The organism is Streptomyces sp. 549 (assembly GCF_030124175.1).
Taxonomy (GTDB): Bacteria; Actinomycetota; Actinomycetes; order Streptomycetales; family Streptomycetaceae; genus Streptomyces.
In genome coordinates this window covers 175,134-201,126 of the sequence record NZ_JASKMT010000009.1, presented here as the reverse complement: position 1 = coordinate 201,126, position 25,993 = coordinate 175,134, and the positions used below count along the sequence as shown (strand labels likewise).

At 74.1% G+C, this 25,993-nt stretch carries 21 protein-coding genes and 1 tRNA gene; 10 read left to right on the top strand and 12 right to left on the bottom strand.

Features of this window, described 5'->3' with window-relative positions; translation table 11 throughout:
* On the bottom strand, window positions 1-444 hold a 444-nt coding region (locus QNO07_RS13680; protein WP_349636831.1), incomplete at its 3' end, for a DUF3662 domain-containing protein.
* Between the two features lie 254 nt (window positions 445-698).
* Between QNO07_RS13680 and QNO07_RS13675 the strand changes: the two genes are divergently transcribed.
* Together QNO07_RS13675 and QNO07_RS13670 are read left to right on the top strand one after the other, a co-directional pair.
* Window positions 699-1,034: a hypothetical protein gene (locus QNO07_RS13675; RefSeq protein WP_283992175.1), complete on the top strand. Its 336-nt coding sequence runs from the start codon at window positions 699-701 to the stop codon at window positions 1,032-1,034.
* 607 nt (window positions 1,035-1,641) lie between these two features.
* A complete protein-coding gene (locus QNO07_RS13670; RefSeq protein ID WP_283992174.1) occupies window positions 1,642-2,025 on the top strand; it encodes a hypothetical protein in 384 nt (127 codons plus the stop codon).
* A gap of 347 nt (window positions 2,026-2,372) precedes the next feature.
* On the opposite strand, the gene QNO07_RS13665 is transcribed toward QNO07_RS13670, so the two are convergent.
* Window positions 2,373-2,445 (bottom strand) — tRNA-Arg (locus tag QNO07_RS13665).
* 307 nt (window positions 2,446-2,752) lie between these two features.
* Between QNO07_RS13665 and QNO07_RS13660 the strand changes: the two genes are divergently transcribed.
* From QNO07_RS13660 to QNO07_RS13635, 6 genes are all read left to right on the top strand, one after another.
* The gene (locus QNO07_RS13660; RefSeq protein ID WP_283992199.1) at window positions 2,753-4,438 is read left to right on the top strand and encodes a dynamin family protein; all 1,686 of its coding nucleotides are present in this window, start codon (window positions 2,753-2,755) and stop codon (window positions 4,436-4,438) included.
* A 5-nt stretch (window positions 4,439-4,443) separates the two neighbouring features.
* Window positions 4,444-6,765, top strand: a complete 2,322-nt coding sequence (locus tag QNO07_RS13655; RefSeq protein WP_283992173.1) for a GTP-binding protein — start codon at window positions 4,444-4,446, stop codon at window positions 6,763-6,765.
* Between the two features lie 524 nt (window positions 6,766-7,289).
* On the top strand, window positions 7,290-8,723 hold the full coding sequence (locus tag QNO07_RS13650) for a Cys-Gln thioester bond-forming surface protein (protein ID WP_283992171.1): 1,434 nt from the start codon (window positions 7,290-7,292) through the stop codon (window positions 8,721-8,723).
* A 139-nt stretch (window positions 8,724-8,862) separates the two neighbouring features.
* Window positions 8,863-10,527: an energy-dependent translational throttle protein EttA gene (gene ettA, locus QNO07_RS13645; RefSeq protein WP_283992170.1), complete on the top strand. Its 1,665-nt coding sequence runs from the start codon at window positions 8,863-8,865 to the stop codon at window positions 10,525-10,527.
* Window positions 10,528-10,529: 2 nt separating this feature from the next.
* Window positions 10,530-10,967, top strand: coding sequence for an acyl-CoA thioesterase (locus QNO07_RS13640; protein ID WP_283992168.1), 438 nt, complete (start codon window positions 10,530-10,532; stop codon window positions 10,965-10,967).
* Window positions 10,939-11,598: a DUF8185 domain-containing protein gene (locus QNO07_RS13635; protein WP_283992165.1), complete on the top strand. Its 660-nt coding sequence runs from the start codon at window positions 10,939-10,941 to the stop codon at window positions 11,596-11,598. Before QNO07_RS13640 ends, QNO07_RS13635 begins: the two co-directional genes overlap by 29 nt.
* A gap of 65 nt (window positions 11,599-11,663) precedes the next feature.
* Here QNO07_RS13635 and QNO07_RS13630 read toward each other — a convergent pair whose 3' ends face one another.
* From QNO07_RS13630 to QNO07_RS13620, 3 genes are all read right to left on the bottom strand, one after another.
* Window positions 11,664-12,068 (bottom strand): globin, encoded by a 405-nt coding sequence (locus tag QNO07_RS13630; RefSeq protein WP_283992163.1) that lies wholly within the window; start codon window positions 12,066-12,068, stop codon window positions 11,664-11,666.
* 70 nt (window positions 12,069-12,138) lie between these two features.
* Window positions 12,139-13,311: an ABC transporter permease gene (locus QNO07_RS13625; protein ID WP_283992161.1), complete on the bottom strand. Its 1,173-nt coding sequence runs from the start codon at window positions 13,309-13,311 to the stop codon at window positions 12,139-12,141.
* Window positions 13,308-14,042 carry an ABC transporter ATP-binding protein gene (locus QNO07_RS13620; RefSeq protein ID WP_283992159.1) on the bottom strand — a complete coding sequence of 245 codons (735 nt, stop codon included), beginning with the start codon at window positions 14,040-14,042 and terminating at the stop codon, window positions 13,308-13,310. Before QNO07_RS13620 ends, QNO07_RS13625 begins: the two co-directional genes overlap by 4 nt.
* A 117-nt stretch (window positions 14,043-14,159) precedes the next feature.
* Between QNO07_RS13620 and QNO07_RS13615 the strand changes: the two genes are divergently transcribed.
* Window positions 14,160-15,110, top strand: coding sequence for a methyltransferase domain-containing protein (locus tag QNO07_RS13615; RefSeq protein ID WP_283992158.1), 951 nt, complete (start codon window positions 14,160-14,162; stop codon window positions 15,108-15,110).
* 23 nt (window positions 15,111-15,133) lie between these two features.
* On the opposite strand, the gene QNO07_RS13610 is transcribed toward QNO07_RS13615, so the two are convergent.
* From QNO07_RS13610 to QNO07_RS13595, 4 genes are all read right to left on the bottom strand, one after another.
* Window positions 15,134-16,375 carry an FHA domain-containing protein gene (locus QNO07_RS13610; protein ID WP_283992157.1) on the bottom strand — a complete coding sequence of 414 codons (1,242 nt, stop codon included), beginning with the start codon at window positions 16,373-16,375 and terminating at the stop codon, window positions 15,134-15,136.
* Between the two features lie 23 nt (window positions 16,376-16,398).
* Complete coding sequence (locus QNO07_RS13605) at window positions 16,399-17,763, bottom strand: vWA domain-containing protein (protein ID WP_283992155.1); 1,365 nt, start codon at window positions 17,761-17,763, stop codon at window positions 16,399-16,401.
* A 104-nt stretch (window positions 17,764-17,867) separates the two neighbouring features.
* Window positions 17,868-19,304, bottom strand: a complete 1,437-nt coding sequence (locus QNO07_RS13600; RefSeq protein WP_283992196.1) for a protein phosphatase 2C domain-containing protein — start codon at window positions 19,302-19,304, stop codon at window positions 17,868-17,870.
* A gap of 2 nt (window positions 19,305-19,306) precedes the next feature.
* Window positions 19,307-21,775 (bottom strand): serine/threonine-protein kinase, encoded by a 2,469-nt coding sequence (locus QNO07_RS13595; RefSeq protein WP_502961837.1) that lies wholly within the window; start codon window positions 21,773-21,775, stop codon window positions 19,307-19,309.
* Here QNO07_RS13595 and QNO07_RS27685 point away from each other — a divergent pair.
* Window positions 21,678-22,034 (top strand): hypothetical protein, encoded by a 357-nt coding sequence (locus QNO07_RS27685; protein ID WP_502961839.1) that lies wholly within the window; start codon window positions 21,678-21,680, stop codon window positions 22,032-22,034. The two genes, QNO07_RS13595 and QNO07_RS27685, sit on opposite strands and share 98 nt — an antisense overlap.
* 46 nt (window positions 22,035-22,080) lie before the next feature.
* Here the strand turns inward: QNO07_RS27685 and QNO07_RS13590 are convergent, their stop codons facing one another.
* The 3 genes from QNO07_RS13590 to QNO07_RS13580 all read right to left on the bottom strand — a co-directional run bounded on the left by QNO07_RS13590 (window position 22,081) and on the right by QNO07_RS13580 (window position 25,878).
* Window positions 22,081-23,382, bottom strand: coding sequence for a hypothetical protein (locus tag QNO07_RS13590; protein WP_283992152.1), 1,302 nt, complete (start codon window positions 23,380-23,382; stop codon window positions 22,081-22,083).
* 79 nt (window positions 23,383-23,461) lie between these two features.
* A complete protein-coding gene (locus QNO07_RS13585; RefSeq protein WP_283992150.1) occupies window positions 23,462-24,460 on the bottom strand; it encodes a glutamate ABC transporter substrate-binding protein in 999 nt (332 codons plus the stop codon).
* Window positions 24,461-24,474: 14 nt separating this feature from the next.
* Window positions 24,475-25,878 (bottom strand): GlnX family signal transduction membrane protein, encoded by a 1,404-nt coding sequence (locus tag QNO07_RS13580; protein ID WP_283992148.1) that lies wholly within the window; start codon window positions 25,876-25,878, stop codon window positions 24,475-24,477.
* Between the last annotated feature and the right edge of the window lie 115 nt (window positions 25,879-25,993).

The window sequence follows — 25,993 nt, the reverse complement described above, 5'->3', positions numbered from 1 at the left end:
CGGGAAGGCGAGGCGGAGGGGCGGACACCCGCGGGTGTCCGCCCCTCCGCCTCGCCTTCCCGCCTCGCCGGCCCGCACGTTCGGCGTCGCGCTGCTGCGGATCCGGTACCGGCCGTTCGCCGCCTCGGTGCAGCGCGCCACGTGGACGGTGAGCGGACCGGCCCACTCGTAGCGCTTCAGCTCGCCGTGGCGAGCAAGTACGTCCGTCAGCTCCTGGCCCACCTCGCCGCCCTGCCGGACCAGTTCGTCGTGCACCTCCTCCACGAGTTCCACGTCGTAGCAGTTGGGCACGACCACGCGGCTCTGGCTGCACACGACCGCGCGGTCGTCGCACTCCTGCCGGAGGGCGTCCAGCAGTTCGATCGGATCACTGCCGGTGATCCGGGCCACCACGGCGTCCTCCCAGCGTTCCACTGCCTCTTCCCATCGCTTCAGTGTTCCCATCACCTCCGCCTGCCCGACGGCACCGGTGCCATGCCGCGAGCCCCCGCCACCGCACGGCCGCCGATCCCTCGCCGACCTCCTGAGCCCCACCGGACCTCTGGTGCCACCCGGGCGGCCCGCAGACCCGGGCCTGCCACGACTGCTCGGCGGCGCGGCGCATGGGTGGCGGCGGGGCGGATAGGCGTTACCGCAGACCCGTACGCGCGCCCGGCCAGGGGTGTCAGCGGCGTACGCACAGAAGGAGGGCGGGAGAGATGGTGGGGGTACGAGACCGGAACCAGGCCGAGGAGGCCTTCCGGCGGCTTGAGACGGCATCGGCGGGACCGGACCGGCAGACGCAGTACACACGGGGTGCGATGGCGGGGCTGCTGTGGGCGCTGGGACGAGGCGACCCGTCGCCCGTCACCGCCTGGACCACGGAGGGCGAGCCCACCATGGAAACGCTCACCGCCGAGGCCGACGCCGCGACCGTGCAGATGGAGGACGCGACCCAGCGCAATATCCCCCGCGACTACCTCCGGGGAGTGAGCGACGCTCTCGCCTGGGTCTGCGGCCACACCGACAACCGGCCCTCCCACCCCGTCCACTGACCCGGCCCCGGGGGTGCCCCTCCCGCCAGGGTCATCCTGGCTTGGTGGCCCGTACGGGAAGCACGCGCGCGAGCTGGGTATCCAGCGCGCTCGACAGCGGGGACGCAGAAAGCGACTACTGACCGCGGAGGAGATCGACGCGGTCGGGGGTATCGAGGAGTGAGCGGACCGGTCCCGCTGTTACCGGCCCGCCCGACGCTGCGCTGCCCGCGCGAGGATCTGGGCCTCGCGGTGCCGCCGATCACGGCGCCTCTGGACGAGGTCGACCACCCGGTCCTGGCCAAGGCTTCCGAGCAGTTTGCGGACGAGGGCCGCAAGCACGGGCGCATTCGTTCCGTGGACGACAGGGTGCTGTTCAAGGTCAAGGTGCAGCGGTGGCGCGGCGCGGTATGGCTGGACGCCGACCTGCCGTGGCTGGTCGCGGCGGGTCGGCGCGAGGACGGTTCGGGCGATGACTTCTACGCAGCCCTGGAGGCCGAGGGACGCGCCGCCCGGGCGCGCTACAACGCGGGACATGGTGACGGGCTGAAGACGCGACGCACACCGCTCACCTCCTCCCGCACGCGAGGACCACGTCCGGTACCGCGCCGAGGCCGGTGTCCGCTTCGTGCGCCGCCTGCGGACGGCTCTGCTGGACCTGGCGCATGCCACGCTGCGCGACGGCCGTGAGCACACACGCGAGTTCGACACCTTCGACCTTGGCCTTCAGGTGCGTGCGGATGACGGCCACGAAACCTACCTCGCCGTCCGGATCACCGGCTCCGGCTCCGTACCGTCGAACCTGACTGTGCTGATCCTGCGCAACGTCCCCGGCTGCGAGGCTGAAGGCTGGTACCCGGAGTACGCCCTGCCCGAGCGGGACCTGCTCCCGGCCGAACAGGCTTGGTCCAATCTCATGGACCCACGTGCGGCTGCCCAGGTGTTGGACGAGGACTGGCAGCCAGGCATCCGTCAGTCGAGACTGGAACCCCGCTGTCGAGGGTGTCTGTGAACGATCGTGGACAGCAATGGGCGCTTGCCTGGCGATGATGTGCACAGGGGCAGCGCGGAACGCTCACGCGTTTGCGTCGAGCGCGGGCTCGTCATCGTCCGGAACCTTCATGTATGCCCCCACGGGCCACGAGTAGGGCTGCCAGCTTCGCCGCATCGTTCCGGCACACGAACCCTGGCCGGACTTGAACCTGCGGCCAAGCGCTTGCCGGACAGTGCCGGACCGGTCTCGTGGTCGCCCGGGGCCGGTCCGGCGCTTACGCGGCTGCTACGCCGGGTTCGCTAACGTGCCGCTGACCAGCAAAAAGACCCTCCGGGACGGAGGGTCGCCGGGTGCTGCGGTGTGGGCGCCCCCGGCAGGACTCGAACCTGCGGCCAAGCGCTTAGAAGGCGCCTGCTCTATCCACTGAGCTACGGGGGCTGGTCTCGGTCGCGGACGGGCGGAGCCCCCGGGAGGACCTTGCTCGCAACAGGATAAGGGTCTGTGCGGTCGCTCCCGTTTGCTTCACGCCCGCGACGACCTGTGGAGGTTCAGTGAAGCGCTCCGATAATCGCAGGCTAGTGCGAGCGGTGCACCGGTTTGCGCGGCGACCCGGGCGGGTGTTGTGCACTCGTTATGCCCGCAGCCGCTACGGCCCCATCTGCCGCACGGGGCAAAACGGGTCGTTCTTGCCGGAATGCGCTTCAAAAACGCCTCATTATTGGGCATTCTTCACTATGTGGCGATCTTGGAAGCACGCACCGAACTGCTCGACGCGCTCGTCGCGCTCCACGACCGCGTCGCCGCTGCCCGCTTTCCGCTGCCGCTGACCGGCGCCGGACGTGCGCGCCGGACCCGGGCCGAGCTGCTGGCGCAGCTCGACGACTACCTCGTTCCGCGGCTGAGGGAACCTGACGCGCCGCTGCTCGCGGTGATCGGCGGGTCCAGCGGCGCCGGCAAGTCGACGCTGGTGAACTCGCTGGTGGGCAGGCGGGTCACGGCAGCCGGCGTGCTGCGGCCCACCACCCGTACCCCCGTACTGGTGTGCCATCCCGACGACCGGCACTGGTTCACCGGCGGCTGGCTGCTGCCGCGCCTGGAACGGGTGCGCACTCCACTGCCCGAGGACGGCCACCCGGTCGGCGGGGACGAGCAGGGCGCGCACGGCGACCCCCGCGACCTCGACCCCCGCGACCTCGACCCGCGCCGGACCGGCCTCGACACCGAACCGGCGGCCGACGGGGAGGAGTCCACGCTCGCGCTTCGAGTGGAGACCGACGAGTCGGTGCCCGCCGGGCTGGCCCTGCTGGACGCGCCTGACATCGACTCGCTCGTCGCCGACAACCGGGACCTGGCGGCCCGGCTGATCTGCGCCGCGGACATCTGGGTGCTCGTCACCACCGCCGCCCGGTACGCCGACGCGGTGCCCTGGCACCTGCTGCGGTCCGCGAAGGAGTTCGACGTCACCCTCGCCACCGTGCTCGACCGGGTCCCGCACCAGATCGCGGTGGAGGTGGCCCGCAGCTACGCGGCGCTGCTCGACCGGGCCGGTCTGGGCGACATCCCGCGCTTCACCGTTCCCGAGCTGCCCGAGTCGGCGAGCGGCAACTCCGGTCTGCTCCCGGCCAGCGCGGTCGGGCCGCTGCGGGTGTGGCTCACCCACCGGGTGACCGACCCCAACGCACGGGCCGTCGCCGGCAGCCGCACCGCCTACGGCGTGCTGGACTCGCTGGGCCGGCGGGTGCCCGCCCTGGCTGCGGCGGTCGCCGCCCAGCACGCGGCGGCGCTGCGGCTGATGCAGCACGTCGACGAGGCATACGACGAGGCCACCGTCCGGGTCCGCCGCCAGCTCGCCGCCGGCGAGCTGCTGGCGGGCGAGGCCGACGCGCACTGGCGGGGGTTCCCCGTCGACAGCGGCGGCGACGAGCTGCTGCGGGCCTGCACCGACGGCCTGGTGGCCCTGCTGTCGGGTGCCGTGTCGGCAGCCGAGGAGCGCATCGCGGTGGCCTGGCGGGACGAGCCGGGCGCCGCCGGGGTGCCGGACGACGTGTGCGGGGACGTCGTCACCACGCAGGAGCGCATCGGCCTGCTGGTGCGCCGCTGGCACCGCTGCGTCGAGGAGTTCGCCGAGGAGGCGTACCGGGAGAGCTGCGGGGGTCCGGAGACGGCCGAGGAGACGGCGGCGCTGCTGGCCGCGGCGCTGCTCGGCGGGCCGCGCCGGCTCGGCGCGACGCAGGCACTGACCGAGGCACTCGGCTCGACCGCCGCCGCCCGGCTGTGCGCCCGCGGCACCGAGGTGCTCAACGACTGTGTGGCCCAGGTGCTGCAGGCCGAGCGGGACCGCCGGCTGGCCCCCCTGGAGGAACTGGAGACCGGCCCCGAGCAGCAGGTGGAACTCATCGCCGCGCTGTCGCGACTGCAGAAGGAGAGGTGACCGAGGTGACCGGAACGCCGGGTGACGTCCGTGCCGGTAACACGCCCGAACAGGCACCGGAGGGCGGAGACCGTACCTGGGACGACGGCCTCATCGCGCGCCGGTCACGACCGCGGGAACGCGCCGAGGAACCGGTTCTGCCGCTGCTCCCGCCGGACGGCCGGGGAGCGGTCGCGGAGCCGGAGCTGTCCGGCCCGCAGGCCGACGGCGACCAGGACGCGGTACTCGCCGCGCTCGACCTGGTGCCGCCGCTGCACCCCGTGGCCCCGCCGCCCACGCCACCGGAGCTGTACCCGCCGCCCGTACCGCACGCGGGAGCGCCCCCCGCCCACGCCGACCCACTCGGCCGCTCCGGCACGCTCGACCACACGGGCACGCTCGACCACGTACGCAGGCTCGACCACACCGAGGCGCCGGCCGGTACCGGGCCCCGCCTGCCGGAGTTCGCCGCGTTCCCCGACGCGCCCCCCACCGGAGAGCCCGAGTACCTACTGGACCCAGCCCCGACGCCAGCCCCAGCCCCGACCCCAGCCCCGGTCCCGGTGGCCCCCGACCCCCTGCCGCCGCCCACGCCGTCGGCCCCCGCACTGCCCGCCCCCGCGCCGTCGCGCACCGCCGAGCCGTCCCCGCTGCTCCCGCCCCTGCCCGTGGCGCCTCCGCCGTCGGTGGCTCCGGGCCGGGAGGTCGGGCTGGGGGAGCGGCTGACGGCACTGCGGGAACTGGTCGGCCTGTCCCGCACCCGGTTGTCGCCGGAGACGCTCCAGGAGGCGACCCGGGTCCTGGAGGAGGCCGCGGCGCGCGGCCGGCTGTCCCGCGCGCACACCACCGTCGCCATCGCGGGCGCCACCGGCAGCGGCAAGTCGACCCTGTTCAACGCGCTGGCCGGCGCCCAGCTGTCCGAGGCGGGCGTGCGGCGGCCGACGACGGCCGCACCGGTGGCCTGCGTCTGGGAGGCCACCGAACGGTCCGGTGGCGCGGACGGCCTGCTGGAACGGCTCGGTGTGCCGCCGCGCTCGCGGCGCCGGGCCCACCTGCGCGACTCCCACCACCTGGGGCTGCGCGGACTCGTCCTGCTGGACCTGCCCGACCACGACTCGACGGTGGCCGACCACCGGGTGCAGGTCGACCGCATGCTGAGGCTGGTGGACGCGGTGATCTGGGTGGTGGACCCGGAGAAGTACGCGGACGCCGCCCTGCACGAGGACTACCTCAAGCCCTACGCGGGCCACGCCGAGGTCACCCACGTGGTGCTCAACCAGATCGACCGGTTGCCGGGGGACGCCACAGACGAGGTGGTCGCGGACCTGCGCAGGCTGCTCGACGAGGACGGCATGGCGCTGGGCGAGCACGGCGAGCCGGGCGCCCAGGTGCTGGCGCTGTCCGCACTCACCGGCGACGGGGTGCCGGAGTTGCGGGACGCCCTCGCGGAGCTGGTGGACGGCCGGGTCGCGGCGGCGCGGCGACTGGCCGCCGACGTGGACGCGGTACTGGCCGAACTGCGCCCGGTCTACGTCAAGGACGATCCGCACGGCCCCGAAGGGCTGACCGAGGAGGTCCGCGAGGCGTTCGAGGACCGGTTGGGCGACGCCGCCGGGGCCGGTGCGGTCGGGCAGACCGCGGAACGGCTCTGGCTGCGGGAGGCCGACCGGGCCTGCGGCACGCCGTGGTCTGCGTTGGTCCGGGGCCACGCGCGGCGGCAGGCCGCCCGGCGCGGTGAGCTGCCGGCACCGGCAACTGCCACCGACCCCGACCCGCAGGCCCCGCACCCCGCAGCCCGCCCGGTGGTCGAACAGGCGGTGCGGACCCTGGCCTCCGACGCGACCCGGGGACTGCCCGAGCCGTGGGCGCGGGCGGTACGGGAGGCGGCGTGGCGGGGCGCGGCGAGCCTGCCGACGGCACTGGACGAGGCGATCGCCGGCGCCGCCCAGCCGCAGGGCCCGCCGCGCCCGCGCTGGTGGGCGGCGGCAGCCGCCGGGCAGGCGGCCCTGACCGCCCTGCAACTGCTGGGCCTGGGCTGGCTGCTGACGATCCTGCTGGGCGTGGTCGGCTCCGGGCCGTGGCTGCCGTTCACGCTGCTGGCCGGCGGCGCGGTGGTGTCGCCGTTGCTCGCGTGGGGCTGCCGGGTCGCCGCCGGGGCGCCCGCCCGTGCCTACGGGTGGGAGCAGGAACTGCGGCTGCGGCGCCGGGCTGCCGGGTGCGGGCGGGCCCGGGTGCTGGAGCCGGTGGCGGCGGAACTGATGCGCTACGGCGAGGTGCGCGGCCAGTACGTCGTGGCGGTGGGCGGCCCCGAGCGCGGCATGAGCCCCTGCGGCGGCGCCTCCGGCTGACGCGTACGTCGGGCCGCCCGCGACCGGCCGTGCGCGGCCCCCGGCACATCCGGGCGGCTGCGCACGGCCGGTCGCCAACAGCCGGACGGTTGCCAACAGCCGGTCGCGCACGCGCATCCGGTCGCCGAGTGCCGAGTGCCGAGTGCCGAGTGCCGAGTGCCGGGTGCCGGTCGCCGGGTGCGTCCGAGCATGGACGCGTCCGGGCGCCGACTGGGTCCGGGCGCGGCACGTCCGCTTGAACAGGCATCCTGTGCAGGCCCGTTGCCTGTCCGGTGTCGCACGCCAGGGCACAACCACCGCGAAGGCGGGTGGCGGTGAACACCGCACTGCCGGGTACACGTATCCCCATGGTGTGACGGAGCGTTTCGACGAGTGCCGCAACTGGTCCCCGATGTCCGGCTTCTGGCCATTCGACGATAACGATTCCGAGTCGGTACGCGTGGCAGCTGTGAAAGTTGGGGATCGTGGTCCGCCTGCCTCCATACGATCCCGAGCAGACTCACGGGGTTGACGAGGAGACACGCATGATCTTGATACGCGGACGGGCGACCACCCGGCGCGTGGCTGCCGCGCTGGCCTCGGGGCTGCTGGCGGCGGCCGCGATGGCTGTGGGCGCCGCGCCTGCGTCGGCCGGCCCGTCGACGGGTGCCGGGCCGCAACCCGGTGGCGCGCTCGCCACCCTGGACGGTCTCAGGATCTACGACCAGGCGATCATCCGTGAGGGCGGCGAGACGACCGAGACGGGCGCCGGCCTGTTCGAGATGTCCGTCGCCGGTGGTGGCAGCCTCCAGTCGTACTGCATCGACATGCACAACCCGACGCAGGAGCAGGCGCGTTACCAGGAGGTGCCCTGGAAGACGTCCTCCCTGCACGACAACCCCGACGCGGGCAAGATCCGCTGGATTCTCCAGCACTCCTACCCGCAGGTGAACGACCTCGCCGCGCTCGCCAAGGCGTCCGGCGCCCGCCACCTGACCCCGCAGACGGCCGCGGCCGGCACGCAGGTCGCCATCTGGCGCTACTCCGACGGCGCCGACGTCTCCGCCGCCGACCCGAACGCCGAGAAGCTCGCCGACCACCTGCACGAGGCGGCCCGTGACACCGCCGAGCCGAAAGCGTCGCTGACCCTGGACCCGCCGGCCGTCTCCGGGCAGCCCGGCGGCAGGCTCGGCCCCGTCACCGTCCGTACCGGTGCGCGCAGCGCCGGCCTCACCCCGGCGCCCGACGCCGCCGCCCGCGGGGTGCGCGTGGTCGACGCGGACGGGGAGCCGGTCACCTCGGTGCGCAACGGCACCCAGGTGTGGTTCGACGTCCCCGAGGACACTCCCGACGGCTCCACCTCCGTCACCGTGGAGACGGTCACCCCGGTGCCGGTCGGCCGGGCCTTCACCGGCATCGGCGAGAACGCCACCAGCCAGACGCAGATCCTCGCCGGGTCGAGCGACGCCACCGTCACCGCGACGGCCACCGCGAACTGGGCGGCGAGCGGCCCGGTCCCGGCCGTGTCGGCGCAGAAGAACTGCGCCGCGCAGGGCCTGGACCTCACCGTCGCCAACCAGGGCGACGAACCCTTCACCTTCACCATCGGCGAGGACGACCACACCGTGGCCGCCGGTGAGACGGGCACCGTCACCGTGCCCGTCGGGGAGGACCAGGCGTACCGGATCACGGTCGAGGGACCCGGTGGCTACCAGCAGACCTTCGCGGGTGTGCTGGACTGCGCCACGGTCAGCACCGGGACCGGCGACGCCGAGGGGGAGGGGCCGTCGGTGCAGACCGCGCCCGTCACCGTCGGCGGCAACACCGGGCCGGTCAACCTGGCGGAGACCGGCGGGGGCAGCGACGCACCGCTGCTGATCGGTGTCGCGGTCGGCCTGCTGGTGCTCGGTGCCGGCGCCGTCTACATGGTCCGCAGCAACCGCGGCGGGGAGCCGCAGGCGGCGTCCGACCAGGAGTGAGTGGCGGCTGAGCGGCGGCGGTGCCGGGTTCCGGTGCCGCCGCCCGGCCGCCGCCGGGCGGCTCCCGGTTTCCGCCGGAGGCGTCCGGTACGGCAGGATGGGTTCATCTGCCCACCTCCACATAGCCGGACGGTTTCTCTTGGCTGAGTACATCTACACCATGCGCAAGACGCGCAAGGCGCACGGCGACAAGGTGATCCTCGACGACGTCACCCTGAGCTTCCTGCCCGGCGCGAAGATCGGTGTGGTCGGACCCAACGGCGCGGGCAAGTCCACCGTGCTGAAGATCATGGCCGGTCTGGAGCAGCCCTCCAACGGCGACGCCTTCCTCTCACCCGGTTACAGCGTCGGCATCCTGCTGCAGGAGCCGCCGCTGGACGAGTCGAAGACGGTCCTGGAGAACGTGCAGGACGGCGTGGCCGGCATCAAGGGCAAGCTCGACCGGTTCAACGAGATCGCCGAGCAGATGGCGACCGAGTACACCGACGCGCTGATGGAGGAGATGGGCAAGCTCCAGGAGGACCTGGACCACGCCAACGCCTGGGACCTCGACGCCCAGCTGGAGCAGGCCATGGACGCCCTGGGCTGCCCGCCCGGCGACTGGCCGGTGGTGAACCTCTCCGGTGGTGAGAAGCGCCGCGTCGCGCTGTGCAAGCTGCTGCTGGAGGCCCCGGACCTGCTGCTGCTGGACGAGCCGACCAACCACCTGGACGCCGAGTCCGTGCAGTGGCTGGAGCAGCACCTGGCGAAGTACGCCGGCACCGTCGTCGCCATCACCCACGACCGGTACTTCCTGGACAACGTCGCCGAGTGGATCCTGGAGCTGGACCGCGGCCGTGCCGTCGGCTACGAGGGCAACTACTCGACGTACCTGGAGAAGAAGCAGGCCCGGCTGAAGGTCGAGGGCCAGAAGGACGCCAAGCGGCAGAAGCGCCTCAAGGAGGAGCTGGAGTGGGTCCGCTCCAACGCCAAGGGCCGCCAGGTCAAGTCCAAGGCGCGCCTGACCCGCTACGAGGAGATGGCCGCCGAGGCGGAGAAGACCAGGAAGCTGGACTTCGAGGAGATCCAGATCCCGCCGGGCCCGCGCCTGGGCAGCGTCGTGGTGGAGATCGACAACCTCTCCAAGGCGTTCGGTGACAAGGTCCTCATCGACGACCTGTCCTTCACCCTGCCGCGCAACGGCATCGTGGGCGTCATCGGCCCCAACGGCGCCGGCAAGACCACGCTGTTCAAGATGATCCAGGGCCTGGAGGAGCCGGACTCCGGCTCGATCAAGGTCGGCGACACCGTCAAGATCTCCTACGTCGACCAGTCCCGCGCCAACATCGACCCGAAGAAGACGCTGTGGGCCGTCGTCTCCGACGAGCTGGACTACATCAACGTCGGCCAGGTCGAGATGCCCTCCCGCGCCTACGTCAGCGCCTTCGGCTTCAAGGGCCCGGACCAGCAGAAGCCCGCAGGTGTGCTCTCCGGCGGTGAGCGCAACCGCCTGAACCTGGCGCTCACCCTGAAGCAGGGCGGCAACCTGCTGCTGCTCGACGAACCGACCAACGACCTCGACGTCGAGACGCTGTCGTCACTGGAGAACGCGCTGCTGGAGTTCCCGGGCTGCGCTGTGGTCGTCTCCCACGACCGGTGGTTCCTGGACCGCGTGACCACGCACATCCTCGCCTACGAGGGCGAGAGCCGGTGGTTCTGGTTCGAGGGCAACTTCGAGTCGTACGAGAAGAACAAGGTCGAGCGCCTCGGCCCGGACGCGGCACGTCCGCACCGGGCGACCTACAAGAAGCTGACCCGGGGCTGAGCGTGCGGCATCTTTACCAGTGCCCCCTGCGCTGGTCGGACATGGACGCCTTCGGGCACGTCAACAACGTCGTCTTCCTGCGGTACCTGGAAGAGGCGCGCATCGACTTCATGTTCCGGCTGGCGCGGGACGCCCGGTCCGACGCGTTCACCGGCGGGTCCGTCGTGGCCCGGCACGAGATCGAGTACCTGCGCCCGCTGGTCCACCGCCACGAACCGGTGACGGTGGAGTCGTGGGTCTCCAAGATGGGTGCGGCGTCCCTGACGATCTCCTACGAGATCAAGGACGCCGACACCGTCTACGTCCGAGCGGCGACGGTCGTCGTGCCCTACAACCTGAAGGAGGAACGTCCCCGCCGGCTCACCGCCGAGGAGAAGTCCTTCCTGGAGACGTACCTGGATGACACGGTCCATGAGCGCCCAGCGACTCGTATTCGCTGACCCCGGGGGCGCGGCGGGCCTCGCCGCGTTCCTGGAGCGGCTGCTGCGCTGGGAGAAGAACGCCGCAGTGCGCATCCAGGCGGGCGGGCAGGTCGCGGGTGTCTTCGCGCGGCCCGCGCGGTTCGAGGTGCTGGCCATCCGGACCGCGCGGCTGCGCACGCCCGTCGAGCTGGACACCACCGTGTCGGCGGGGGAGCTGCTGGAGGCCGTCGACGAGCGGCGCGGCACGCTGACCGCGCCCGCCGCCGTCACCGGCCCGCCCTGGGCCGGGGTGCTGCCCCCGCGCAGCGGCTGGAGCCGGGTCGGTGAGCTGCCCGCGGACGCGGTCCGCACCGTGGCGACCGCCGCGGTGGCCGAGTTCCGCGAGCGCACCGAGCAACTGGACGCCGAGGACCGCACCCGGGACCGGCTGGACGCACTGGCCGAGGAGATCTGGTCCCGCCCGCTGGGCCGCACCGGGCTGCCGCTGCGCGCGGTGCACGCGGCGCACGCCCTCGGTTTCCTCACCGGCGACGAGCCTGCCGGACTGTTCGCCACCGGCACCTGGCTGCGGCTGCACACGCCCTACGGCTCGGTGGCGGTGCGCTCCGCGCCGTCGCCCGCCGCGGGGCTGTCCGTCACCCCGCGCTGACCGCGCCTGCCGCGCCGATGCGGGGGCGGGCGCCGGAACCGTGAGTTCCGGCGCCCGTCCCCGGATCAGCCGTCAGTGTTGATCATGGAGGCCGCCGCGTAGACCAGGTAGTCCCACAGCTGCTTCTCCAGCGCCGGTTCCAGACCGAGTTCACCGACGGCGTCGCCCATGTGCCTCAGCCAGGCGTCGTGCGCGGCCCGGTCCACCCGGAACGGGGCGTGGCGCATGCGCAGCCGCGGATGGCCCCGGTCGTCGCTGTAGGTGCGCGGGCCGCCCCAGTACTGCATCAGGAACAGCGCGAGGCGCTCCTCGGCGGGCCCGAGGTCCTCCTCCGGGTACATCGGGCGCAGCACCGGGTCGCCCGCGACCCCCTCGTAGAAGCGCCGGACGAGCCGCCGGAACGTCTGCTCGCCTCCGACCTGCTCGAAGAACGTCTGCTGGGACAAGCTTCCGCGCGGAATCTCCATCACGTCCCCCATGGTGTCAGATCGCCGGGCGGTCCCGGGGCCCGCCGGCGGACCGCCGGGACCACCCGGCCGCTCAGGCGTCGTTCCAGCGGAACAGCCACCGGGCGACGGCCGTGAGCACAGCGGCGAACAGCAGCAGCCCGCCCATCACCGGCAGAGCGGTGCCCCAGCCCTCCCCGCGGGACATGACCCCCTGCATGGCCTCGGCGAGGTACTTCAGCGGCATGAAGCCGGCAATGGTCCGCAGCCACTCGGGGGCGGCGTCGAACGGGATGAACGCACCGGACAGGAACGCCATCGGCAGGACGACAAGCTGCGCGGCGCCGTTGGCCGCCTCCTCGGTCCTGGCCCAGGCGCCGATGACCAGTCCGATCGACAGGAACGCCAGGGTGCCGCACATCACCAGCGGGACCACCAGCCACCACGACCCGCTCAGCCGCAGCCCGTAGAAGGGCAGCGAGGCCACGGAGAGGAAGAGCGCGGTCTGCACGAGCGCCAGCGCCAGCGCGGTGCCGACCTGTGCCGAGATCACCGAGGTGGCACCTACCGGTGCCAGCCGGAGCCGGCGCAGGACACGCTTGCGGCGCCAGCCGACGAGGGTGATCGCGGTGCTGAAGACGGCACCCATCGCCACCGCCCAGCCGAGCAGGCCGGGCGTGAGGAACTGGATCGCCTGCACCGACTCGTCCTCGACCTGGCCGGTGCTGAGCCGGAACGCGGGCGGCTGGCCGGTGGCGGCCTGGTTGGCCTGCTGCACGACCGAGTTCAGCAGGCCCTGCACGGTGCCCGCCCGCACCTGGTCGGCCACCGAGACGCGCAGCACGACCTCGTCGCCGCGCTGGAAGACCACCGCGTGGGTGTCGCCGGCCCGCAGTTCGTCGAGCGCCTCGCGCATCGCGGTGCCGGAGTCGTCCGTGCGGTCGATCCGCAGCACCTCCCGCAGCCGCTCCCGCTCGCTGCCGGGCAGCTCGTCCAGGACGGCGACGCCGCCGACCTGCACCACCTTCGCCTGCGGGGCCCCGGAGTCCTTGAACAGCGCCCCGAACAGCAGCAGGAACATCAGCGGGAACAGCAGCATGAAGAAGACCGCCGCCCGGTCCCGCGCCATTCCCAGCGCCATCGCCCGGGACAGGCTGAGGAACGGGCCCAGCCGCGCGGCCACCGTCCGCCGCGGCGGAACCGGCCGGGCCGAAGGGCCGGAGGCGGCGCCGGCGGCCTTCCCGCTGTCCTTCTGCGCGGCCGTCATTCGCGGTACTCCCGTCCGGTCAGCTGGAGGAAGACGTCCTCCAGGGACGCGGCGCCCAACTCGTCCCGCAGCTCACGCGGCGGACCGGTGCGCAGGATGCGGCCCCGGTCCATCACCGCGACGCGGTCGCACAGCGTCTCGGCCTCGTCCATGGCGTGCGTGGTGAGGACCACGGTCCGCCCGTCGGCCTGGATGTCCCGCAGCAGGTCCCACAGGTTGTGGCGGGCCTGCGGGTCCAGGCCCGTGGTCGGCTCGTCGAGGAAGACCAGCTCCGGGTCGTGCACCAGGGCGCAGGCGAGGGACAGCCGCTGCGCCTGCCCGCCGGACAGCTTGTCCACCCGCACGCCCGCCTTCTCGGTCAGGCCGACCCGCTCCAGCATCGTGTCGGCCCGGGCTGCGCCCACGCCGTACAGCGAGGCGAAGGTGCGGATCTGCTCGCGGGCGGTCAGCTTCTCGAAGAACGCCGAGGTCTGGAGCTGCACACCGATCCGCGAGAGCAACCGCGTGTCGCGCGGCCACGAGGGGCTGCCCAGCATCTCGGCCCGGCCCCCGTCGGGCTCGCGCAGCCCTTCGACAAGTTCCAGAGTGGTCGTCTTCCCCGCGCCGTTGGGCCCGAGAATGCCGAAGAACTCGCCGTGCCGGACCTCGAACGAGACCCCGTCGACCGCCTGCACATCCCCGTACCGTTTGCGCAGCTTCGAAACCGCTATCGCGGCGCTGCTCAAGGTCATGCCACCTGACGCTACCCGCCGTTCCGGCAGCGGCACAGGGGCGTTCGCGCCCGTATCCGATCATCGGACGCCTCGTGGCCCGTCGCCCGTGGGCCGGGGGTGAGAGAGAGTGGAGACATGCGACGCGATGCCTTCCTGCGGGAACTGGTGGCAGCCGGCGCGCTGCCGGACCCGGCCTGGCGGGCCGCCTTCGCCGAGGTGCCCCGGGAGACGTTCGTGCCGTACTACTTCGTGCCCACCCGGACCGCGTACGAGCGCAGATGGCGGGAGGACCCAGATCCGGAGGCGCGGCGGCGCTGGCTCGACGGGGCCTACGAGGACGTGCCGCTGGCCACCCGGCGGCGGGACGGTGAACTGATCTCGTCCAGCAGCCAGCCCTCGCTGATGGCCGGCATGCTGCACGCACTGGACGTCGAGGACGGCATGTCGGTGCTGGAGATCGGCACCGGCACCGGCTGGAACGCGGCGCTGCTCTCGCACCGCCTCGGCGACGACCGGGTGACCACCGTCGACCTCGACCCGGACATCACCGAGCCGGCCCGCAGGCACCTCGCCGAGGCGGGGTACCGGCCGGTGGTCGTCACCGGGGACGGCGCCCGGGGCTGCCGGTCCCGGGCGCCCTTCGACCGGATCATCGCGACCTGCGCGATCAGCTCGGTGCCCCGGGCCTGGGTCGAGCAGTGCGTCCCGGGCGCGGTGGTGCTGGCGCCGCTCGCCACCGGGCTCATCAGACTGCGGGTGGCGGACGGCGTCCGCGCCGAGGGCCGGTTCCTCGGCACACCGGCGTTCTTCGTGCCGCTGCGCGGCACCCCCCGGCAGGACGAGGCGCCGCAGCAGCCGGCCCCCGCCGGGCGCGTGCCGGAGGAAGCGCTGCGGTACGACTCGTTCCGGTTCCTGCTGGAGCTGGCCGCCGGACACCAGGACCCCTGGGACGCCTACGCCCTGTGGCGCCGGGAGGACCGGCCCGCCCGCACGCGGTACGGCGTCACGGTCGGCCCGGACGGCCAGTGGGCGTGGCTGGACGACCCCGGTGGCCCCCACCGCTGGCCGCTGCCGGGCGCCTGGTGAGCTGCCGGTGAGCTACCGGCGCGTCAGGCCCGGTGGACGGTGAGCGTGGTCCAGGCGCCGACGTGCACCCGGTCGCCCTCGTTGAGCGGGACCGGCACGAAGGGCTGGATGGGGTCCTCGGCACCGTTGAGCGTGGTGCCGTTGGTCGACTCCTGGTCCATCACCGCCCAGCCGCCGTCCTCCTGCTGGACGAGCATGGCGTGCTGGTGCGAGACGCCCGGGTCCTCCGGCGGACGGGACAGGTCGATGGTCGGCGCCTCCCCGGTGGAGTGCCGGCGGCGCCCGATGGTGACCTGGTCGCCGGTGAGCGGCACCTGCAACTCCGGTGAGTAGGCGGGCAGGTTCAGCTCGGCGCCCTCGGGGCCGCTGCGCTGCATCATCGCGGTGAAGTACTCGCGGTCGGTGGCGACCGTCACCGACCAGCTCCCGGCCCGGGAGGAGGTCTCCGGCTCCCCGCCGCCGGCCTGAGGGCCCGGCGGGTACGACGACTGCTCGGGATAGGACTGGTGGTCCGGGTAGCCCTGCTGGTCCGGGTAGGGCCGGTGCTGGTCCGGGTAGGCGGGCGCGCCCCCGTAGGGCTGCTGCTCCTGCTGCCCCTGGTAGGACTGCGGTCCGCTCTGGTAGGCCTGCGCGCCCTGGTAGCCCTGCGGGCCCTCGGCGTAGGGCTGCTGCTGGTCGGGGTAGGACTGCTGCTGCTCGCCGTAGGGCTGCGGCCGGCCGGAGTACTGGCCCTGCTCGTCGGGGAACGACTGCGGACGGCCCGGGTAGGACAGGTGCTCGCCGGGGAACGACTGCCCGCTCCCTGGGTAGGGCTGCTGGCTCTGCGGGGACTGCTGGCCGTGCTGGGACTGCTGGGACTGCTGGTAGCCGTTGCTTCCGCCGGGCGGCGCGAGGTTCCAGTCGTCGTCACCGGACGGCGTCGGTATCGGCTCCGCCGGGCGGTTCACCTGCGACGGCCGGGAGCCCTCGAAGCCGAGTGAGGCGCCGGCCGGCCGGGGCTGCTGCCCGAACGTCGGATACGAGGTGGGGGACTGGGTGAGGAAGTTGTAGCGGCACTCCTCGCAGAACGGGCCCTGCGCCTCGCGCGGGGTGTGGCACTGCGGGCACAGCTCGGCCTGCTGGGTGGGAGGGCCGGGGTAGCCGTATCCGGAACTGGGCGCACCGGCCGAGGAGGGAGCCGTACCGGACGTGCCGGACATGCGGTGGCCGCACACCTCGCACCAGTCGTCGGCCGCCGACCGGTGGCCGTTCGGGCAAGTCGGCATCTCGGGCTTCCCCCTCCGTACAACTACTTCTTCACTCGGACCGTCTTGGTGGAGCGTGTCTCCAGCGTCATCTCGTCGGCGTCGGTGACCCTTGCCTTCAGCCGAACAGTACCCGCCGCCGCGTCGACCACGTCCACCACCTTGGCGAGCAGTTTCGCGGTGTCCGCGTTGCCCGAGACGGCGGCCAGCTGCACCGCGCGGCCGAGCCGGGCGGTCGCCCCGTCCTCGTCCCCGGCCTTGCGCAGATCGAGGCCCTGCTGGATGGCCCGGGCCAGTTCCGCCTGCCCGGTGTAGTGCGCGACCTGGGGGTTGATGGTGGTCGTGGCGCTCATGTCGTCCGTCCACACCGCCCGCACCAGGCCCTGGGACAGCGGCAGCGAGCCGCCGTCGGGCTGCGGCAGCACCAGTGACACCCTGGCCGCCAGCATCTCCTGGCCGACACCGGCCGCCGGCACCTCCACACACACGTGGTAGTCGCGCGACTCGTCACCCCAGGAACCCGTCGGGTAGTCCCCGGACCGCGGCCCGGCCTCGGTACGGCGGCCGGTGAGGTCCTCCACCGCCGGCGCGACCTGCTTCACGAACCGCACCCGGGCGCCCTGCGGTGTCCACAGCCGCAGCGCGACGTCGGCGACGGCCTTGCCCAGCGCCGCGGCCATCATGGCGGTGAAGTCCGCCGACAGGCCGGACGGGTCGGCGACGATGTCGGCCGTCCCCAGCAGCGCGGAGGCGACGCCGGTGACCTCCTCCACCTTCCAGTCGGTGCCCACCCCGCGGGCGTCGCAGGTGAAACGGCCGGCGCAGGCGTCCAGCGCCTCGCGGAGGGCCTCGGGGGTCTCGTGCTCGTTGCGCCCGTCGGTGAGCAGGATGCCGTGCCGGATGGGGGCGTCGGCGGTCGCCAGCAGCCGGTCCGCCGCTATCAGCCAGGTCCCGATCGCGGTGCCGCCGCCGGCGGTCAGCCGGCGCAGCGCCTCCTTGGCCTCCTTCCTGGTGGTGCCGTCGGCGACCGCGAGCCGGCCGCCGCGCGGATAGACCTCCCGGGCCACGTGGGTGCCGGCCACCACGGCGAACGCCGTCCCGTCCGGCAGGGTCTCCACCGCTGCCGCCGTCGCCTCGCGGGCGGCGCGCATCTTCGTCGCCGGGTAGTCCATCGACCCGGAGCAGTCCACCATCAGCACCACGGCGGCGCCCGGCCCGGCGGGCAGGGCGCCGCCCGCACCCGGGTCGGTGACGGGCGCGGGTATGCCCTCGGGCCGGCCGGCGGTGCCCCCGCCGGTCGAGGTGACGGTCACGATGGCGTCGACCTCCCGGCCGTCCTCCGGGAGGAACGGGTTCTGGTAGACCTCGACCGAGAACCGCGGCACGTTCGTCTTGGCGAATCTGGCCATCGTCTGCTTCCACTCGTCTCCACGGCGGTGCCTGCCGGCGGCGGGACGCCGCCGGCAGGACAGCAGGCCGTGCGGAGCTGACGCGTCCCCCGGCCCCGCCTTCGTCAGGCCGATCCTGCCCGCGCGGCGGTGGCCGGGAACGGGATGACGGCCACTGTTACGTTGTCGTGGCCCCCGCCGGACAGGGCGTACTCGACGAGGAAGCGGGCCGCCGCCATCGGCCGCGCCCGCGCGTCCGCCGGTACCACGGCCGCCAACTGCTCTGCGGCCTCGGCGTAGTTCCACAGCCCGTCGGTGCACACCAGCACGACACCCGCCCGGTCAGGGGTGAACGAGGCGGTGTGCGGGTCGAGTTCGTAGGAGTCGGCGCCCAGCCAGCCGGTGATGGCGTGCGCCCGCGGATCGGCGTACGCCTCGGCCTCCTCCATCAGTCCCGCGGCGACCATCTGGGCGGCCCAGGAGTCGTCCTCGGTGAGCCGTGCGGCGGGCGCGGCCCGGTCCTCCGGGATCCAGTAGGCCCGGCTGTCGCCGATCCAGCCCACCGAGAGCAGCCCGCCGGCCACCACCGCGCTCACCATCGTGCAGGCCGGGGCGTTCTGCTCGGGGGAGTGTCCCTCGGCGGCCAGCGCGGACACCGCGCGGGCCGCCACCTCCAGCGACTCGTGCAGTGCCTGCTGCGGCTGCGCGCCGCGCGGCAGCACCACGTTGAGGTGCCCGCACGCGGCCTCCGCCGCCGCCGCGGACGCCTCCTCGGGGCGGCTGGAGGAGGACACGCCGTCGCACACCACGGCGACCACGGCGGGTGAGCCGTCGGCGAGCGGCACCACGTCGACACCGTAGGCGTCCTCGTTGCGGTGGTGCCGCAGCCCGCGGTCGCTGGCCGCGGCCACACCGTGCAGTTCGGTCTCCATGTGGTCCCGCTCCCTGGGTTGTGCGTGCCCGCACGTCTCGCAGTACCCGTCCCGGTCCACCGCACCCGCACCGCAGGCCGCGCATGCGCGCTGCCCGGCGGGCACGGCCGGGGACGGTGCCGCGGCGGCCTGCGCACCGGCGCGGGTGCGCAGCCCGGCCCGCGGGTCCGGCGGGGACAGGGTGAAGTCGGCCAGCGTCGGCGTCGGCACCGGCTGCGCGGGCGCGGGCGGCGGCGGGCCGGGCGGCGGCGGGCCCCCGGCAGCGGCGGGCGGCGTGGGCGGCACCGCGGGCGGCGGGGGCGGCGGGCCGCCGGCCGGGGGGTTCGGCGGCTCGGCGGGCGCGTACGGCCCGTGGGCCGGCGGCGGGCTCGCGGCGGGCGGCGCGGGTGCGGGAGGTGCGGGAGGTGCGGGTGCGGGCGCCGGTGCGGCGGGTGGTGCCGGAGCCGGTGCGGCGGGTGGAGGAGGAGGCGGCGGGACGGGCGCCTGCTCGCCGCAACCGATCACCATGGTGGGCCGGTCCACTCCGGCGGCAGCCGCCAGGTCGGTCCCGCACACGCCGCAGAAGCGGTCGCCGTGCTCCAGCGGCTCGGCGCAGCTGGGGCAGGCGGAGAGTTGGTCGAGCTGCGGCATCGTCACACCCATGTCCTGGGGCGGAGACGGTTCGCCCGCTCCACCCATTCGATCCTCTCGGCAGCCGTCCCGGCGAGCCGGGCCAGCCTGCGGCAGCAGCCCTCCAGGCCGATGCGCAGCCCCTCCTCGGTCAGCGCGCAGCCCAGCAGCGGCCGGATCTGGCCCGGTGCCGGGTTGGGCGGCGCGCCGTGCCGGCCGCGGAGGGTCCAGTCCAGCGCGCTGCCCAGCACCTCGGTGGACAGCAACTCGCGTCGCGGAGCGTCCAGTCCGGCGTCGGCCAGGCGCGTGACCTGGTCGGCGGCAGCGTACAGGTCGTCCAGCAGCGCTTCACCCGGATCGCGGTCGCGCAGCCGGGCCCGCACCGCCGCGACCCGGGCCGCGGTGCAGTGCACCGACGTCTCCGGGACCGACTCCAGCACCTCGACGGCACCGGCGCGGTCGCCGGACGCCAGCCGAACCCGGGCCAGCCCGAACGCCGCACTGACGTGGTTGGGGTCGGTCGCCCAGACCAGGCGGTAGTACTCGGCGGCGTTGTCGAGCTGCCCCAGCACCTCCGCGCACACGCCCAGCGCCAGCTTCGGCGCCGACTCGCCGGGGAACGCGTCGTACACCGCGTCGAAGGCCAGCGCCGCCGTCTCCCGGTCGCCGCTGACCAGGGCGGACAGGCCGCGGTACCAGATGACGCGCCAGTCGTCGGGATAGTCCGCCGCCAGCCGGGCGACGGCCTCCGCGGCGCGCTCGGCCTGCCCGTCGGGCTGCGGCTGCCGGGCGGCGGCCGCGCCGAGGGCCGGTTCCAGCAGGGCCCGCAGCTCCCGCAGCCGCAGTTCCACCGAGTCGGTGGGAGCGGCGCGCAGCGCGGCGGTCAGCTCGGCCGGCTCGACGGCGAGCAGACCGGCCAGGAAGCTGGCGTTGGGGTCACCGGGGTCGACCCGCGGCACCGGTAGGGCGAGTGCCGTCGCCGTCACGTCCAGCGGGGCGATCAGCGTGCTGCCGCCGCCCCCGGCGGGGCCGGCGCCGTCCGGGAGCGGCACCGGCTCGGCGGTGAGCTGAGCGGGCAGCCGCACATGGGTGGGCGTGTGCCCGTAGGTTGCCCCCGCGGTGGGATGCACCGCCGCCGCGACAGCCGACCCGCCGACCGGTCCGGCCGCCGGGACGTTTCCGAGAGCGGGGCCCGCGGGCCCCGCGAGCGCCGGCGCCCCGGCGGACCGGCGCCGGGCGGCCCGGGTGAACCGCCCCGGAGCCGGGACGCGGACGCCCAGCCGTGAGACGGGACCGTCCTGTGCGGGCAGCAGCTCCGAGCCGACGACCTTCGCCTCGGGTCCGAACAGGGTGGACAGGGCCGGCCGGGGCCGACCGGTCTGGAGCGCGACGACCTCCCGCAGCACCCCCGTCAGCTGCTCCGCCATCTCCTCGGCGGAGGAGAACCGGCGCTGCGGGTCGGGGTCGGTGGCCCGCACCAGCAGCCGGTAGAACGACTCGTACTGCTGGAAGACCTCGATGCTGCCCGGGTCGGGCAGGCTGTCGGCGTAGACGTTGGTGTATCCCTGGAAGTCGAAGGTCAGCACGGCCAGTGTGCGCGCCACCGTGTACAGGTCCGACGCGACCGAGGGGCCCGCCTCCGCCACCTCCGGCGCCTGGTAGCCGACGGTGCCGTAGACGGCGCTCACCTCGTCGTCCATCCGGCGCACCGCGCCCAGGTCGATCAGCTTGAGCTGGTCCTGCTGCTGGATGGCGTTGTCGACCTTGAAGTCGCAGTACAGCAGGTTGCGGCTGTGCAGGTGCCCCAGCGCGTCCAGCGCCTCTATGCCGTAGGCGCAGGCCTGCTCCACCGGCAGCGGGTCACGGCGTCCGGTGGGCGTGCGGCGCTCGTTGGCGATCTCCTTCAGCGACTTGCCGCCGACGTACTCCATGACGATGTAGCCGTCGAGACTGCCCGTGCGCTGGTCGAGGTGCTCGACGAAGTTGTAGATCCGCACGATCGTGGAGTGCTCGATCTCCGCGAGGAAGCGGCGCTCGGAGATGGCCGCGGCCATGGCGTCCTGGTCGCCGGTGTCCAGCAGGCCCTTCAGCACCACCCAGCGGTCCGACACCGCCCGGTCCACCGCCAGGTAGACCCAGCCCAGGCCGCCGTGCGCCAGGCACCCGGCCACCTCGTACTGGCCGTGCACCACGTCGCCGGCGGCCAGCTTCGGCGAGAACGAGTACGGCTGCCCGCACTTGGTGCAGAAGCCCTCGGTGCGGCCCGGCCGGTCGCCGCGGGACCGGCCCACCGGGCTGCCGCAGTCGCTGTTGGAGCAGTAGCGCTTGCGCTCGGGCACCTCCGGGTTCGCCAGCACCGCCGACGCCGGGTCGGGGCGCGGCACGGGCGGCACGGTGACGAGCCCGGCGCCCAGCCGGTGCCGCCCCGACGAGGAGGTGCCCCGGTGGGAGCTGCGCACCGACACCGAACGGCCCGAACCGGACCGGGCCATCGACAGCCGCCCCGACACCGACCGCCGCGACGACTGCGAACGCGCCGAGCGTGACGACCCCGAGGACCGCGCCGACCCCGCCGACCCCGACGCCCGCCCGGAAGCCGCCGACGCCGACCCCCGCCCCGCGGTGGAGCCGTCCGGGCCGCGCCGACCGGTCGGCCCGGTGGGCGGTGAGGAGAGCGCGCCGCCGGGCGGCACCACCGGCGACAGCCCGCAGACGTCGCAGTACAACTCACCGCCACCGAAGTCCTCGTAGGTGCCTCCGCAGTCCGGGCGCTGGCACCCCACCTGCTGCTCGGCCATCAACTGCCTTCCCCCCTGCGGTCCTCGGGCTCTCCGCCCCGCTGAGGCACCAGTGCCTCCGCCGCCGCGCGCTGGTACCGCAGCACCGCCTGCTCGGCGGTGCGCAGGTCGCACGGCGCGCTCCACAGCAACCGGCGGGCCGCGTCGTAGCGTTCGACCAGCAGCGGCTCCTCGGCCATGCCGTGCCGTGCCACCTTCGCCCGGTAGGCGTCCAGCCGGCCGCGCAGCTCCGCCCGGACCGCCAGCGGCGCCGTCACGGCCGACAGCGATTCGCGGGCCCGCTGCAACTCGTCGTCGGCGCGCTGCTCCAGACTCTCCAGCAGTGGCGACAACCGGTGCCACTGGGCCCTGCGGCGGTAGTCCGCGGCGGTCGCCAACTGCTCGTGCAGGGCCGTGGGAGGGCCGTTGACGGCGGGCACCTCGAACGCGGCGATCTTCGCCAGCACCTCCCCGCGGGCGGTGCGGGCCTCGGCCAGCGTCCGGTCGGCCCGCGACAGCACGTCCCGCAGCCGCAGCAGCCGCTGCTCGGCGTCCTGCCGCACGCCGAGCACCGCGTCGATCTCCCGCCGGACGTCCTCCAGCGCGCGGGCCGCCCGGTCGTAGCGGGCGGTGTCGGGACGGCCGCCGCCGGGTGCGCTGCTTCCGCCGGCCGGCACCCAGAACGCCAGCGGGTCGGTGATCACCTCGGCGCGCAGCGTGCTCAGTTCGGCTGTGACGCTGTCCAGCTCGTCGCCGGCCGGGTGCTCGCCCGGCCGCACGCCCACGGAGTGCGCCAGGGAGCGGATGCGCTGGAGTTCGGCGGCCAGCAGGTCTATCCGGGCCGGCAGCGCCGACCACACCGCGTCCGCCGCGACCACGACGTCGAGCGCCCGGGCGTAGCCGGTGTTCATGCGCTCGACCAGTTCCTCCAGGCTCAGCTGCTCCGCGAGGCGGCCCGCCGAGCCCGGTCCCTGCTGCCCGGCCGAGATCGTCACCCCCGTGCCGCGCAGCACCTCGGTCAGCTCCGCCAGCTCCTCCCGGCCCGGCCAGCGCCGCGCGCCGCGCAGCTTGCGGGCGGAGTGCAACGCCGCCGTGTACGTGTCGAACTGCGTCCACAGCAAGGTGATGGCCTGCTCGGCGGAGGACCAGCGGTGCCTGGTGGTGCCGGTGAGTTCGGCACCCTCCAGCAGCCGGCGTCCGGCGTGGTCCTGGAGCGCGAGCAGCGACGACTCGATCGCCTCGTGCTCCGCGCCGAGCCGCGCCAGGGCACGGTCGACCTCATCCCGGCTCATCACCGGACGACTGGACCCGACGGACCCCATCGATCACCTCGCTGCTCTCGTTCGTGCGCTGTCCGGCTGCCGGGGGCGGCGCCGCCGACTCGGGTGGGACGTGCCCGGGTCAGTCCCGGTACTTCGGGGCCGGCGGGCGCGGGTCGGTGTCGGTCATCACCGGGGCGAGCCACTTGTCGAACGAGGAGCGCCACTGACCGGCACGGCCGCCCTTGCGGAAGTCGTCGAGCACCTTGTTGACCCGGCGCACGAGGTCGGTGTCCCGCAGGTTCATGGCGACACCGTACGACTCCCTGGTGAACGGCTCGCCCACCAGCCGCACCGACGGGTCCTGGGCGGCCTGGCCGGCCGCCAGCGCGTTGTCGGTGACGACCGCGTCGACCTGGCCGAGCTGCAACCGCACCAGGCAGTCGAGCTGGTTGGGCACGGTGACGATGCTCGCACCATGGCTCTCCCCGCGCAGTGACGTCTCCCCCGTGGAACCCTTCGCCGTGCACACCTTCCTGCCCCTGAGCGAGGCGTCGTATCCCTCGATCGTGGACCGGCGGGGCGCCAGCACCTGCTGGCCCGCCTCGAAGTAGGACGTGGAGAAGGCCACTTCCTCGCGGCGCTCGCAGTTGATGGTCATCGTGCGCACCACCATGTCCACCTCGCGCCCCTGGATGGCAGGGATGCGCTGGTCGGTGGGGATGGTCTTGTAGACGATCTTCGCGTCGGCGCCCAGCAGGTCCCGGGCGACGGCGCCGACCAGGTCGATGTCGAAGCCGTCGATCTCGCCGGTGTGCGGGTTGCGGTAGCCCCACAGGTAGCTGTTCTGGTCGACGCCCACCACCAGGTGCCCGCGCTTGCGGATGCGTTCCACCGCCGTGCCCGCCGCCCCGGACGGCCGCAGGCTCGCCGCCGGGTCCTCGCCGTCGTCGCACTTGGCGGGCGCCGGCGCGGCCGGTCGCACGGCCGCCGGTTCGGCGCGGGCCGGCGCCTCCACGGCCTCCGCCGTCACGTGCGGGGCGTCGCGCACGGACAGCAGCACGGAGGCGAGGACGGCGAGGACGAGTCCGAGCCCGGCCAGCGCCGTGACGAGCGAACGCCGTTCGTGTGTGCGTGACATGCCCCTGGCCCCCGTCACCGGTACTCCGACAGTCTTCGGCCGATGCCGCCCACCACACCGGCGGCACCGAGCAGCACGGCGACGCCCGCTCCGGCGGCCAGCCCGGTGAGGGCGGCCCGGCCCGCGCGGGCCGACTCCTGGAACTGGCGCTGCTCGTGCGCGATCGCCTTGCGCAGACCGGCGTCCAGCCGGTCGAAGATCTCCCCGGTGCTGCCGGTGGAGCCGATCGCCAGGTCCACGGCGGTGGCGTACTCGCCGGTGTTCTCGGCCTCGCGGACCTCACCGTGCCGGGCGTGCCAGTGGCCCGCCTCGCGCTGCGCCGCCAGCACCGGCTTCCGGCCGCCGGAGTCGTCGGCCAGTTCCACCGCCCGCTGCAGCAGACCGCCCTCGGCGGCCTCGGGGTCCTCGCCGGCCAGCTTGCGCATCCCGGCGAGGTACGCCTCCTCGTATCCGGCGCCCGCCCCGCGCGCCACCAGCGTCATGTTCTCGTCGCCGCGCGCCTCCAGCGCGGCCACCAGCGACTCGTTCAGCGTGTGCAGTGAGCGGGCGGCGTCCCGGTCGGCGGCGCCCAGCTGCGCCCGCGCGACGGCGTGCCCGCCGGCCAGCCACAGCACCAGCACCCCGGCGGCGGCGGTGGCGGCCAGCAGCCCGCGGTTGAACACCCGGTTGGTGCGCAGGTAGTGGCGCCGCTGCGCCCAGCCGAGTGCGGCGAGCGTCAGCACGCCCAGCGCCAGCGCCGCCCAGGGCCAGGTGCCGGCCTCGCGGTGGTCGCGGTCGAGCTGCGCCGACTCGGTGTCGTACAGGGCGCGGGCGGCGGGCAGCAGCTTCTCGCGCATCTGCTCGTCGGCGTAGCGCAGGTAGGCGCCGCCGATCGGCAGCCCCTGCCGGTTGTTGGTGCGCGCCGACTCCACCAGCCCTGTGTACACCGGGAGTTGCTCGTTGAGGACGGCCAGGTGCCGCCGGGCGGCGGGGGAGCCCTCGCTGTTGCCGGCGGCCTTGGTGATCAGACGGGCGGCGGTGCGGATGTCGTCCTCGTAGCGCTTGCGCACCTCGGGGGACTCGTCGTCGCCGGCCAGGAACCCGACGGCGGCCGTGGTGTTGGCGTCGGCGAGCGAGCGGTGGATGCTGGCCGCGTCGGCGCTGAGCGGCTGGCTGCGGTGCAGCACCGCGTCGGCGCCCGCCGCCCGGTCGGACACCTGCCACACGGTGACCACGCCGAGAGCGAGCAGCAGCGCGACCAGCACGGCGCCGATGACCCGCAGCCGGCCCGGCTCGGTGACGACGGCGGCCCTGAGCCTGTCCACGCCCTCCGCCCACGCGGTACGCCGAGGCGGCGAGGCCTGCTCCCGCACGGCCGGTGGTGCCGGTGGCGGCGCCGGCACGGCGGACGGCGGCGGCACGGTCGACGGCTGCGTCACGGGCACGGACCTCCCCCTCGGTCACTGACCGGAACCGTCCCCCGTACCCGGGAACGACCCCTCGGCCAGCAGTATGGCTGCCGGGGAGCCGCGCCGTACGTCTTTGGCCGGGATC